This is a genomic window from Streptomyces sp. NPDC048197, assembly GCF_043202395.1.
In the GTDB taxonomy this organism is placed as follows: Bacteria; Actinomycetota; Actinomycetes; order Streptomycetales; family Streptomycetaceae; genus Streptomyces; species Streptomyces siderophoricus.
Genome location: NZ_JBIDAJ010000002.1, coordinates 503,127 through 515,608, shown reverse-complemented (window position 1 = coordinate 515,608; position 12,482 = coordinate 503,127). Strand labels below are relative to the sequence as shown.

The window sequence follows — 12,482 nt, the reverse complement described above, 5'->3', positions numbered from 1 at the left end:
CCCATTCCCTGTCCCCCAGTGCCCGCCCCCCACGCCACCACCCACGTGAGGAGTTCCGCATGACCGAACCCAGCGCACCCGCCTCCGGCCCGGACGCATCGAGCGCACCCCCCTCCAGCACCACCGCCGCCTCCGGCATCGGCGCCGGAATCCCCCGGAGATCGGCGCTCAGCCGGCGCGGCTTCCTGACCGCCTCCGCGATGGCCGCCGCCTCGGCCGCCTTCCTCGGGGCCGGTGCCGGGCGCGCCGCCGCGGCCACGTACAACGGAACGACGTACACCGTCCCCGGCGAGTGGGCTCCGCACGCGGGCTGTCTCATGGCCTTCCCGTGGGACGCCAGTGACAACTGGGGTGAGAAGCTCCCGGCGGTGCAGAACGAGGTCGCCGAAGTGGCCCGCGCGGTCGCCCAGTTCGAGCCGGTCACGATGGTGGCGAACACCGGCACGGCCGATTTCGTGCGGCAGCGGGTCGGCCCGACCGTCACCGTCATCGAGTACCCCATCAACGACTGCTGGCCGCGCGACAACGGCCCCATCTTCGGTGTCGACCGCAGCGGACGGAAGCTCCTCGGCCTCGACTTCGGCTTCAACGGCTGGGGCAACAAGTTCCCGCACGACAAGGACGACAACCTCCCCATAGGCGTCTGCGACTACCTCGGGGTGCCGCGGCTGCCCGTCGACATGATCTTCGAGGGCGGTGCGCTCCTCCAGGACGGCCAGGGCACGATCATCGGCACCGAGGAGTGTCTGCTCAACCCGAACCGCAACCCGGACCTGACCAAGGCCCAGATCGAGGCGAAACTGCTCGACGCCTATCAGGCGACCAAGATGATCTGGCTGCCGTACGGGATGTACGGGGACACCGTCACCAACGGCCATGTCGACCTCGTCGCCGCCTACGCCGGTCCGGCCCGCCTGCTGATCAATCTGCCGTCCGACACCGGGGACCCCAACTACGCGCGACTGGCCGAGAACAAGTCCGTGCTGCAGGCCAGTACGGACGCCCAGGGCCGTCACTTCACCCTGACCGAGATGAACCAGCTCCCCACCTTCACCGTCGGCACGGACGAGGTGATCACCTTCAGCTACACCAACTACTACCCGACGGCCACCGGCGTCGTGGTCCCGACGACGGACATCGCGGCGTCCGACACCGCGGCACTGGCCACCATCCAGTCCCTCTTCCCCACCAAGCGGATCGTGGGCGTCTCCGCCCGTACCCTCGCCTGGGGCGGCGGTGGGGTGCACTGCATCACCCAGCAGATCCCGCGGACGGGCTGAGCCGATTCCCTGACCCGATGCCCTGACCCGATCCGGCGAACGGGTCGCCGCACGGCCTGTGCCGCGCCTCGCCCTCGGGCGGGTGCGGCACAGGCCGCCGCCGTCGCCCGCCCCGCCCGTACGGGAACAGAATGCTAAATATGGGGCATGAGGGAAAATTTCCGGCGGGACGGCGACGGGTCGCAGGGCTCGTCGCCGTCCGTCGGGGGCCGCCTCCGGGCGCTGGTGACGGCGCACAGTGTGGCGGGCCAGGTGTTCGTGGTGCAGCTCGCCCTCGTGCTGCTGTTGATCGTCGCCGCTGTCGTGGCGCTGGTCTTCCAGGCGCAGAGTTCGACGCAGGACGAGGCGCGGCAGCGTTCGCTCGTCGGGGCGGAGAGCTTCGCGCACGCGCCGGGCACCCTCGCCGCCATGAAGTCCCCGGATCCGAGCGCGGTGCTGCAGCCGCAGGCGGAGGCGGCCCGGAAGGCGACCAAGGTCGACTACATCGTGGCCTTCCGGCCGGACGGCGTCCGCTGGACGCATCCCGACCCGCGGCTGATCGGGAAACGGGTGGTCGGTCCCGGCTTCCGGGAGGCGCTGAAGGGCAGGACGCTGACCGACACCTTCACGTCCGCCCTGGGGACCTCCGTGGCCACCGTGGTGCCGGTCGAGGACAAGGACGGATCGGTGGTGGGTCTGGTGTCGGTGGGAATCCGGGCCGGGCGGGCGAACCAGCGGGTGGCGCACCAACTGCCGCTGCTGCTCGGGTCCGCCGCGGGCGCGCTGCTGCTGGTCAGCGGCGGGGCGGTGCTGGTCAACCGCCGTTTGCGGCGGCAGACGCACGGGCTGGACCCGGCCGAGATGCGGCGGATGTACGACCACCACGACGCGGTGCTGCACGCCGTACGGGAGGGCGTGCTCATCATCGGCAGTGACGGACGGCTGGTGCTGGCCAACGACGAGGCGCGGCGGCTGCTCGATCTGCCCGAGGACGCGGAACAGGAACGGTGGCCGGTCGCGGAGCTGGGGCTGGAGCCACGGCTCGGCGCCCTGCTGGCGTCCGGCCGGGAAGCCACCGACGAGGTGTATCTGGCGGGTGACCGGCTGCTCGCGGTCAACGTCCGGCCGACCGCGCCGTTCGGCGGTCCGGCCGGGTCGGCGGTGACGCTGCGGGACACCACCGAACTACGGGTGCTGGCCGGCCGGGCCGAGGTGGCCCAGGAGCGGCTGAAGCTGATCTACGACGCGGGGCTGCGGATCGGGACGACGCTGGACGTCGGGCGGACCGCGGCGGAGCTGGCCGATGTGGCGGTGCCGCGGTTCGCCGACGTGGTCACCGTCGAGCTGCTGGAGCCGGTGCTGCGCGGCGACGAACCGGAGGCCGCGCTGACCACCGAGCTGCGGCGGATGGCGGTCCGGGGCGTCCCGGACGCCTCGGCGATCTACCGGGTCGGGGACGTGCTGCGGTTCGTGCCCGGTACGCCGATGGCGACGAGCCTGGAGAGCCGCCGGACCGTGCTGGTGCCCGATCTGCGCCGGTCGGAGGAGTGGCGGCGGCAGGACCTGGAGGCCACCCAGCGGGTGCTGGACGCCCGGATCCGCTCGCTGATCAGCGTGCCGCTGCTGGCGCGGGGCGTGGTGCTGGGGGTGGCCAGTTTCTGGCGCTCGGACCGGTCCGACGACTTCGAGGACGATGACCTGACGTTCGCCGAGGAGCTGACCGCGCGGGCCGCGATCTCCATCGACAACGCCCGCCGCTACACCCGCGAGCACACCACGGCCGTCACCCTTCAGCGCAGCCTGCTCCCGCAGGCCCTCCCCGAGCAGTCCGCGCTGGAGGTGGCGCACCGCTACCTGCCCGCGCAGGCGGGGGTCGGCGGCGACTGGTTCGACGTGATCCCGCTGCCGGGCACCCGGGTCGCACTGGTCGTCGGCGATGTCGTCGGGCACGGGCTGCACGCGGCCGCGACCATGGGCCGGCTGCGCACCGCCGTGCACAACTTCTCCGCCCTCGACCTGCCGCCCGACGAGCTGCTCAACCATCTGGACGAGCTGGTCAGCCATATCGACACGGACGAGGCCCGGGCGGCGGGCCGGCGGCCCGGGGCCACGGACGGCGACGCGGTGGCCTGGCCGGGCATCGGCAGCGATGCGGAAGGGGGACGGCCGGACGGCGGCCGGACCGGGATCACCGGCGCCACCTGTCTGTACGCCATCTACGACCCGGTGGCCGGCCGGGCGACGGTGGCCCGCGCCGGGCACCCCGGGCCGGCACTGGTTCACCCGGACGGCTCCGTCACGTTCCCCGAGGTTCCGGTCTCCCCGCCGCTGGGGCTGGGCGCGAGCGTGCCGGTGGAGACCGCGGAGCTGACGCTGGCCGAGGGTTCGCGACTGGTGCTGTACACCGACGGGCTGGTGGAGGACCGCGACCGCGACATCGACACGGGGCTGGCGATGCTGCACCGCGCCCTGGAGTCCGGTGGGCGGCGCGACCCGGACGGGATCTGTGCGGCGGTCCTCGACGCGATGCTGCCCGAGCACCCCAGCGACGACATCGCCCTGCTGGTGGCCCGTACGCAGCTGCTGGGTCCGTCCCGGGTGGCCGAGTGGGACGTGCCCTCCGACCCGGCCGCCGTGGCACCGGTCCGGTCCGCCTGCATGCGGCAGCTGGAGTCGTGGGGGCTGGAAGCGCTCGAGTTCACCACCGAGCTGATCCTCAGTGAGCTGATCACCAACGCCATCCGGTACGGCGCCCAGCCCATCCGGGTGCGGCTGCTGCACGACCGCACGCTGATCTGCGAGGTCTCCGACGGGACCAGCGCCTCGCCGCACCTGCGGCGGGCCGCCACCACCGACGAGGGCGGCCGCGGGCTGTTCCTCGTCGCCCAGTTCGCCCAGCGCTGGGGCACCCGCTACACCCCGGGCGGCAAGGTCATCTGGACCGAGCAGTCGCTCGACGACGGGCAGCAGGAGGGCGGCCCGGACTCGGCCGAGGACATCCTCGAACAGTGGGACGACGTACCGGCGCTGTGACCCTGGGGCCGCGTGCCTGGTCCTGCTTCGTTCGGCCGGACGCCCGTCGTCGCGTCCGGGCCCGGATGCCCGTCCGTGGGCCCGTGGCTAAGCTCGGTCGGGGGGCCGACGACCCGATCACGGAGGCTGGCGATGGTGCTGCTGCCCGACGTGCGTGATGTGGCCCCGCGGCTGGCCACCGGCGCGTTCATCCTCAATGCCGGGCTGACGATGCTGAAGGCCGACCAGGGGACGGCCGAGGGCGTGCACGGGATGGCCTGCACGGCGTATCCCTTCCTGCAGCGGATCCCCGCCGAGCGGTTCACCCGGCTGCTGGCGTGTGCGGAGGTCGCGGTCGGCGGGGCCCTGCTGGCGCCGTTCGTGCCCACCCGGCTGGCCGGACTGGCGCTGACCGGGTTCTCCGGCGGGCTGGTCGGCATGTACCTGCGGACGCCGGGGATGCACGAGCCGGGCAGCCCGCGGCCGACCCAGGAGGGGCTCCCGCTGGCCAAGGACGTCTGGATGCTGGGGACCGGGCTGGGGTTGCTGGCCGCGCCGGGCAAGCGGCGGCGCGCGGCGCGGGGCCACCGGTGCCGGCCCGGCCACCACCTCTACGGGCAGAAGGCGGCGCGCCGGCACGTCCGGTGCCGCTGCTGGTGAGGGACAGCCGCTGCCGGTGAGGGGAAGCGGGTGACGGCGGGCCCGCGGCGCGGCCTACGGGTGCCGGCGGACGAGCCGCAACGCGGCGGCGCAGCCCGCGCCCGCGAGTGCGGCGAGCAGGAGGACCAGCAGGCCGGTCCGGTCCGGTGACCGGAAGGCCAGGTCGGAGTGGCCGTTCAGCACGAAACCGTCGTAGAACAGCCAGGACACCAGGGCCACGGCCGGCCGCAGCACCGGCCGGGCCGGCACGGCGGCGAGCAGGGTCAGCACCGCGAGGGCGGCGAGTGCGACCGCCGGGTGGGCGCCGCCGCCGGCCGGCAGCAGGACGGTGACCAGGAGCGCCGCGGCGACGGCACCGAGCGGCAGGGCGAGTTCGGCCCCGAGGGTGCGGTCCGGCGGGGCGCGGTGCAGGCGCGCCGGGCGGGGCGGCGCCGCGGTGCACGGGCCGGGGCGGGTGGGGACCCGGGTGAACCGCGGGATGTGCGGGCGGCCCCAGGACGTCGGGGGATGCAGGGTGACCACGGGAAGACCTCCTGCCGTCGGATCTCCTGTCAGCGTGCGCGTCGGAGCAGGCACGCGGCCGCCGTGTGGGGCGCCTTGACACCGTGTGTACGGGGGGGCGGCGGCATCTTGACGCGATCCTGACGCCGGGTTGGCGCACGGAGCGGGCAGAAGTGGCCAGGGTGGCAGAAACGGGCGGTGGCCGGTGATGCATACTCGCTCCTCGTTGCCCGAACCGACGACCGATGAACGGCAGGACGAACCCGCATGAGCACGCGTACCGAGGCCGAGGCCGAGCCCCCGCCTGCCGCCCCGGCCGTTCCCGGCCAACGGTGGCGCGGCTGGCTGCTGGACGGACTGAGCAGCCATGCCGCCCGTCACCCCGGCCCGCACGGCACGCCGCCGGCCGAGCACAAGGGCCACCACTGGTGGCGCGTCATGTGTCTCACGGGTGTCGACTACTTCTCGACGCTGGGCTATCAGCCGGGTATCGCCGCGCTGGCGGCCGGGCTGCTCTCGCCGTTCGCCACCCTCGTGCTGATCGCGTTGACCCTGCTCGGTGCCCTGCCGGTGTACCGCAGGGTGGCCAAGGAAAGCCCGAACGGCGAGGGTTCGATCGCCATGCTGGAGCGGCTGCTGCCCTGGTGGGCGGGGAAGCTGCTGGTGCTGGTGCTGCTGGGGTTCGCCGCCACGGACTTCGTCATCACCATGACGCTGTCGGCCGCCGACGCCTCGGCGCACGTGGTGGAGAACCCGTTCGCGCCGCCGACGCTGCACGGTGCCAACCTGTGGATCACCTTGCTGCTGCTGGCCGCGCTGGGCGCGGTGTTCCTCAAGGGCTTCCGCGAGGCGATCGGCATCGCCGTCGGGCTCGTCGGGCTGTACCTGACGCTGAACGTCGTCGTGCTGGGCACCGCGGCCTGGCACGTGCTGGCGCACCCGGTGGTGGTCGGTGACTGGTGGGGCGCGATGACCGCGGAGCACTCCTCACCGCTGGCGATCGTCGGAGTGGCGCTGCTGGTCTTCCCGAAGCTGGCGCTGGGCATGTCCGGCTTCGAGACCGGTGTGGCGGTGATGCCGCAGATCCGTGGCGAGGCCACCGACACCGCGGCCAAGCCGGCCGGCCGGATCCGCGGCACCCGCCGGCTGCTGACCACCGCGGCGCTGATCATGAGCGGCTTCCTGCTGCTGTCGAGCCTGGCCACCACCCTGCTGATCCCGCAGAAGGAGTTCGAGGCCGGCGGTTCGGCGAACGGCCGCGCGCTGGCCTATCTGGCGCACGAGTACCTGGGCGAGGCGTTCGGCACGGTCTACGACGTCTCCACCATCGCCATCCTCTGGTTCGCGGGTGCCTCGGCGATGGCCGGGCTGCTCAATCTCGTACCGCGCTATCTGCCGCGCTACGGCATGGCCCCGGAGTGGGCCCGGGCGGTGCGCCCGCTGGTGCTGATCTTCCTGGCCATCGCCTTCGGCATCACCGTCGTCTTCAACGCCAGCGTCGACGAGCAGAGCGGGGCGTACGCGACGGGTGTGCTGGTGCTGATGCTGTCGGCCTCGTTCGCGTCCACCGTCGCGGCCCGGCACCGGCGGCACCGGGCGGCCGCCGTCGGCTTCGGCGCGATCACCCTGGTCTTCGGCTACACCCTGGTCACCAATGTGATCGAGCGGCCGGACGGTCTGAAGATCGCGTTGCTGTTCATCCTCGGGATGCTGCTGACCTCGTTCGCGTCCCGGGTGCACCGCGCCTTCGAACTCCGCGCCGTGCAGGTCGACTTCGACGAGACCGCGGGCCGGCTGATCGACACGGCGATCGCGGCCGGGCCGCTGCGGGTCATCGCGAACGAGCCGCAGGAGCGGGACGCGCAGGAGTACCGGCAGAAGGAGTACAGCCAGCGCGAGGAGACCCACATACCCGACGGGCGGCCGGTGCTGTTCCTGGAGGTGACGGTCACCGACTCCTCGGACTTCACCACGAACCTGCACGTGCGGGGCGCGGAGGAGTACGGCGCGCAGATCCTTCGGGTGGAGGGCGCCGGCGTGGCGAACACCATCGCCGCCGTGCTGATGCAGCTGCGCGAGCGCACCGGCCAGGTGCCGCACGCGTACTTCAACTGGACCGAGGGCCATCCGCTGAGCCATCTGCTGCGGTTCCTGGTCTTCGGTGACGGTGAGGTCGCGCCGGTGACCCGCGAGGTCCTGCGCCGCGCCGAGCCGGACCCGCGCCGCCGTCCGCGCGTCCACGTGGGCTAGCGGCCCACCGGCAGAAAAACCTCTGACGCCCGGCCCGCACGCACCGTGGGGCCGGGCGTCTCCCATGGCGGCACCGTCAGCCGCGCCGGCCGAGGGCCTTCGCGCGGGTGTGGGACCAGCCGGTCAGCAGCAGGCCCACCGCGACGAGCAGTCCGTGCGCGGCCAGCGTGCCGCCGAAACCGGCACCGAGCCAGCCGAGCAGTCCGGTGTTCCCGTGGTCGACGAGCAGCCGGATCGCCCCCTGCGCGAACACCACCGTCGTGGCCGCCCCGATGATCTGCAGGATGTCGTACTTCATGGGTGTGCGGGTCCCCCTCATATACGTGGTCAGCAATTTCCGTCCCGCTGTGGGACGTTACGAACGTACCATTGGGAAATTGGCGAATGGCCTTGGAATTACAGCCGAATTCGCATTCCGTCACACATTTTCAGGTGCCGTGGAGGGGAATTGTGCGTGAGGAAAAGGGCCGGGTGACCGGTCGTGCGTGCCGTATGTGCGGTACGGGGATGGCGCCGGCCGGCGTTGTACTGCTCGCGCAGCTGCCAGGCCAAGGCGTACCGGCGGCGCAAGCAGCCGCCCGCTCCCCCGGCCGCGCCGCCGGCCGGTTCCGCCGCGCACGCCCGGCGCCGCCGGCAGATCGCCGAGGCGCTCTGGCGGATCGCCGCCGAGCGGGGGCTGCACGCGGCGAGTCTGCGGGAGGTGGCCACGGAGGCCGGGGTGTCGCTGCGCGCGGTCCAGTACCACTTCCACAGCAAGCACCGGCTGCTGGTCGACGCGCTGCACCTGCTGCACGAGGAGAACGAGCGGATCGCCCGGTCCCGGTTCCGTCAGGACCCGGCCGATCCGCGCGCCGTACTCCGTGCCATCCTGGCGGAGTTCCTCCCGCTGGATGCCCAACGGGCCACCGCCCTACGGGTGTTCGCGGCCTATTACGCCCGGAGCCTGACCGATCCGGCGCTCGCCGCGGTCTTCCTGGCCGCCGAGCAGCCCCTGGAGCGGCTGGTGGCGGAGCTGATCGGGGCGGCCCGCGACGCGGGGTGGACCGCCCCCGGTCTCGACCCGTGGCGGGAGGCCGATCTGCTGGTCTCCGGGGCGATCGGGCTGGGCGGCGACGTACTGCACCACCGCCGCTCGCTGGAGGACGTCCGGCGGACCCTGGACTACCACCTGGAACGGATCTTCGCCGGGGACCGGGCGCATCCGGCGCGGGTCCCCGGCGAAGGTCCGGGCGAGGGCGGTCAGCGTGACGCGACGGGCTCGGGATAGAACTCCCGCGGCCGCCCGCGGCTGTCCTTGAGCCGGCCCAGCAGGCTCGCCGGGTACTCGACGAGCCAGTAGCTCGCGGCGGCCACCGGCAGCGCCGCCAGGAACACGATCAGCAGGGCGGGCCAGAACCCCGCCTGGCCACCGGGCAGCAGCCCGGCGTTGTGCAGCTGGAGCATCACCGGTTCGTGCCAGATGAACATGCTGTAGCTGACCAGTCCGACGGCGGTCAGCCAGCGGGCGGTCAACAGCCGGTGCCAGACCGGGGGTTGGCGTACGTGGAGGGTGCTGAAGATCAGCACCACCCACAGCACCGAGGCGATCGGGTGGTAGAAGGTGAAGGTGAAGTTCTCCGGACCGGAGTCCAGGGAGAGCGCGAACAGCCCGGCCAGCGCGAGCCCGGCCGGCAGCAGCGCGGCGCGCGGACCGAGCCGGCCCCGGTCACCGAGCGCGGCCGTCGCGACGGCCAGTCCCATCCCGGCCGCGAACCCGCCGAAGCGGGCCTGCGGGCCGAAGTACACCACCCAGTCGGTGTGCGGCACCCCCCACCCGTAGTGGGCGACGGCGATCCAGGCGAGCGGCACGGCGTACAGCACCGCGCAGCCCGCCGCGCACAGCGCCACCCGGCTGCCGCGCCGCCGCAGCGGCCGGCAGGCCCGTACGGCCAGCGGCCCCAGCGCCACCAGCACGGCGTAGAACAGCACCTCCAGCGACAGCGACCAGGTGGGACCCAGCGTGTAGAAGATCCGCTGCTGGTCGAAGACATGGGTGAAGGTGAGGTGTTCCACCAGGTCGCGCCAGTTGCCCGGCAGGGAGGGGTTACGGCTCGCCCAGACGACCAGGACCGCCAGCACGTACAGCGGCAGGATCCGGATCGCGCGCCGGAAGAGGAACAGCCGGGCCGGGCGGAGCGAGCGCCCGTCGATCGCGGCCCGCGCGTACGACAGCGTCAGCAGGTACGCGGAGAGCACGAAGAACAGGTCGATGACTTCGAGCGAGAGGGCCGCGCCCACCAGGGGGTTGTCGACCGGCGGATGGCTGCCGCCGGCGTCGTAGCGGAAGTACTGCTGCCAGACGTGGAAGGCGACGGTGCTCAGTGCGGCCAGTCCGCGGAAGCCGTCGATGGCGCCGGCCCGGTTGCCGGGCGGCGCGGCGGCCGAGGTGCTCACCGGGGGGCCACCGCCTTCGCGGCGGCGCGCGGGGTGACCCGCCACTGCCGGTCCCCCAGCGCCTCCTTGAGGTGTGCCTGCCGGGCCACCATGTTCTTGAAGTGGCTGTAGAAGACGGTCGAGACGAGGAAGTACGACCAGAACCACCGGCGGCGCGAGCGGAGTTCGGGCACCGCCAGCCGCCAGGCGAAGAGCGCCTGCACGGGGCCGGCCGCCAGGGTGAAGAGCACGGCCAGCACACAGACCGGCACGGCCCAGTCGAGGTGCGTGAAGCCGCCGGCCTTCCATGCCGAGTACAGCAGGATGGGCAGGATCTGCAGGGTCAGCCAGGGCTGCACCTCCCGCCAGCCCAGCAGCACGAACAGACCGAGCTTCTGACGGGCCGTGAACACCGGTGACACAAGGCCCCGCCACAGGTGCTTGAGGGAGACCTGGAGCCAGCCCTGGGCCCAGCGGGAGCGCTGGTTCCACAGCGCCTTGAGTGTGGTGGGCGCCAACTCGCGGGAGATCAAGGTGCGGTCGACCGCGAACCGGGCGCCCTCGCCCAGGGCGCGCAGCGTCGAGTCGATGTCCTCGGTGAGCATCGAGCCGTGCATCCGGGTGCGGGCGAGCAGGTCGGTGCGCCAGAAGCCGTTCGAGCCGCCGAAGACGCCGAAGCCGTAGAGCCGGGTGCGGCCCGGGTGGCTGACCGCGTAGATCGCCTCGAACTCCACCGCCACCAGTTCGGCCACCCGCGAGCTCTCGCCGTTGCGGATCACGCAGTGGCCCTGGACCACGTCGTGGCCGTTGGACAGCCAGTGCCAGGCGTCCTTGAAGGCGGTCGGGGCGGGGTGGTGGTCGGCGTCGAAGATGCCGACGAACTCGCCGCGGACCCGGGTCACCGCGGCGTTGATGTTCTGCGCCTTGGAGGTCGAGCCGGCGACCGGCAGCAGCACCAGCCGCGGGTCGCGGACGGCGATCTCACGCAGGGTGTCCTCGACCGGCAGCGGGTGCGGCGTGTTGTACGCCAGCACGATCTCCAGCTCGTTGGGGTAGTCGAGGCGGAGGAACGACTCCACGGTGTCGACGATGGTGGCGGCCTCGTTGGGCAGGTACGCCGCGATGACCGCGCTGGCCGGTGGATAGGGCGCGCCGGGTTCGGCCGGCCGGGCCGTCGCGTCGAGCGAGAACAGGCACTCCAGGACGATCAGTAACGCCGACAGCACCAGTCCGCCCACCACCACCCAGTACATGGCCGAGCCCAGGTCCCAGCCGAGCGTGTACGCCTGCTGGTAGAGCACGAACGGCACCGCGACACCGAGCAGCAGCGCAAGGACCGGGGAGAGCGCCGAGAGGACGGGCCGGATCAGCGCGCCGAGCGGCGGCCGGCGGTGCCGGTGCGGGGCGCCGCGCATCCAGGGCGCGTACCGGACCGGCCGCAGGTCCCGGTGGCGGAGCGCTTCCTGAACGGCGTCCTCGGCCTGCGCGGTGGCCTGGGTGCCGTCCGCGCAGCCGGTGAGCGGCAGCCAGCCGATGGCCGGGGTGAGGCGGACGTTCTCGTCGGCGACGATGAAGCGGGTGCCGGCGACGGCGGCGGCGAACTTCGTCAGGCCGCGGTGGGCGGTCTCCTCGTCGACGCCGGGCAGCAGCATCAGCAGATGGCCGTCGTCGTCCCGGCCGAGCCGGTCGCAGAAGCTGCCGAGTTTCTCGGCCACCCCGGCCAGCCGCTCGGCGACCTCCCGGCGGACCCGTGGTCCGAGCCGGGCCTCCAGGGCGGCCATCTCGGCGATCCCGACGACCGCGAGCACCCCGCCGTGCCGGGCGGCCTCGGGACGCTGGAGCTCGCGGTCGAGCTCGTCCAGGAAGTGCGGCCGGGAGTAGAGGCCGGTGCGCGGGTCGCGCAGCAGGCTCTCGACCGGGACCGGGACGCGGCGGAGCTTGGCCTCGATCCGGGCGGAGAGTTCGACCGGGTCGGAGGCCTCGGGTATGCAGTCGTCGGCGCCCTGGCGGAGCATGTCGACGACGTCGGCGGGCTCCGGGGTGGCGGTGACCATGAGCAGCGGCAGCGCCCGCCCGGCGGGGGCGGTGCGGACCTCGCGGATCACCTCCAGGCCGGTTTCGTGGTCCGCGGCCGTGCCGGGCGCGGTGTACCCGTAGGGGTCGTCGAGGGCGACGATGGCGTCCGGGTGTGCGTGACCCATCCGCCGGTCGACCTCGCCGGGCGGGGCGTGGGTGACGTCGTGGCCGGTGGCGCGCAGGGTCCGGGTGAGGCGCTCCAGGCGCGGTCCCGGTGCGCCGACGACGAGGACGTGCGTCGTCGGGTCCGTTGCGTCGTCGAGCAGGGCCGTGGGTGAGCCCTGGTGGTTGTCGTGGTGCGAAGTGAGCACC

At 72.9% G+C, this 12,482-nt stretch carries 9 protein-coding genes; 5 read left to right on the top strand and 4 right to left on the bottom strand.

Features of this window, described 5'->3' with window-relative positions; genetic code table 11:
* Window positions 1-59 precede the first annotated feature (59 nt).
* The 3 genes from ACGF4C_RS05220 to ACGF4C_RS05210 all read left to right on the top strand — a co-directional run bounded on the left by ACGF4C_RS05220 (window position 60) and on the right by ACGF4C_RS05210 (window position 4,931).
* On the top strand, window positions 60-1,280 hold the full coding sequence (locus tag ACGF4C_RS05220; protein WP_393563396.1) for an agmatine deiminase family protein: 1,221 nt from the start codon (window positions 60-62) through the stop codon (window positions 1,278-1,280).
* A 147-nt stretch (window positions 1,281-1,427) separates the two neighbouring features.
* On the top strand, window positions 1,428-4,292 hold the full coding sequence (locus ACGF4C_RS05215) for a SpoIIE family protein phosphatase (RefSeq protein WP_393563394.1): 2,865 nt from the start codon (window positions 1,428-1,430) through the stop codon (window positions 4,290-4,292).
* A gap of 132 nt (window positions 4,293-4,424) precedes the next feature.
* Window positions 4,425-4,931, top strand: coding sequence for a hypothetical protein (locus ACGF4C_RS05210; protein WP_393563392.1), 507 nt, complete (start codon window positions 4,425-4,427; stop codon window positions 4,929-4,931).
* A 54-nt stretch (window positions 4,932-4,985) separates the two neighbouring features.
* Here ACGF4C_RS05210 and ACGF4C_RS05205 read toward each other — a convergent pair whose 3' ends face one another.
* On the bottom strand, window positions 4,986-5,453 hold the full coding sequence (locus tag ACGF4C_RS05205) for a DUF4118 domain-containing protein (RefSeq protein WP_393563390.1): 468 nt from the start codon (window positions 5,451-5,453) through the stop codon (window positions 4,986-4,988).
* 246 nt (window positions 5,454-5,699) lie between these two features.
* Between ACGF4C_RS05205 and ACGF4C_RS05200 the strand changes: the two genes are divergently transcribed.
* On the top strand, window positions 5,700-7,682 hold the full coding sequence (locus ACGF4C_RS05200; protein WP_393563388.1) for an amino acid transporter: 1,983 nt from the start codon (window positions 5,700-5,702) through the stop codon (window positions 7,680-7,682).
* Window positions 7,683-7,758: 76 nt separating this feature from the next.
* Here ACGF4C_RS05200 and ACGF4C_RS05195 read toward each other — a convergent pair whose 3' ends face one another.
* On the bottom strand, window positions 7,759-7,980 hold the full coding sequence (locus tag ACGF4C_RS05195) for a hypothetical protein (RefSeq protein ID WP_393563386.1): 222 nt from the start codon (window positions 7,978-7,980) through the stop codon (window positions 7,759-7,761).
* 183 nt (window positions 7,981-8,163) lie between these two features.
* On the opposite strand from ACGF4C_RS05195, the gene ACGF4C_RS05190 reads away from it, so the two are divergent.
* A complete protein-coding gene (locus tag ACGF4C_RS05190; protein ID WP_393563384.1) occupies window positions 8,164-8,949 on the top strand; it encodes a TetR/AcrR family transcriptional regulator in 786 nt (261 codons plus the stop codon).
* Here the strand turns inward: ACGF4C_RS05190 and ACGF4C_RS05185 are convergent.
* Window positions 8,922-10,115, bottom strand: a complete 1,194-nt coding sequence (locus ACGF4C_RS05185) for an acyltransferase family protein (RefSeq protein ID WP_393563382.1) — start codon at window positions 10,113-10,115, stop codon at window positions 8,922-8,924. The genes ACGF4C_RS05190 and ACGF4C_RS05185 overlap by 28 nt on opposite strands.
* Window positions 10,112-12,481, bottom strand: coding sequence for a glycosyltransferase (locus ACGF4C_RS05180; protein ID WP_393563380.1), 2,370 nt, complete (start codon window positions 12,479-12,481; stop codon window positions 10,112-10,114). The genes ACGF4C_RS05185 and ACGF4C_RS05180 overlap by 4 nt, the downstream gene beginning before the upstream one ends.
* Between the last annotated feature and the right edge of the window lies 1 nt (window position 12,482).

Coding starts and splice junctions, on each gene's coding strand:
- ACGF4C_RS05200 (WP_393563388.1), top strand. CDS start 5,700: ATGAGCACGCGTACCGAGGCCGAGGCCGAGCCCCCGCCTGCCGCCCCG.
- ACGF4C_RS05195 (WP_393563386.1), bottom strand. CDS start 7,980: ATGAAGTACGACATCCTGCAGATCATCGGGGCGGCCACGACGGTGGTG.
- ACGF4C_RS05215 (WP_393563394.1), top strand. CDS start 1,428: ATGAGGGAAAATTTCCGGCGGGACGGCGACGGGTCGCAGGGCTCGTCG.
- ACGF4C_RS05210 (WP_393563392.1), top strand. CDS start 4,425: ATGGTGCTGCTGCCCGACGTGCGTGATGTGGCCCCGCGGCTGGCCACC.
- ACGF4C_RS05220 (WP_393563396.1), top strand. CDS start 60: ATGACCGAACCCAGCGCACCCGCCTCCGGCCCGGACGCATCGAGCGCA.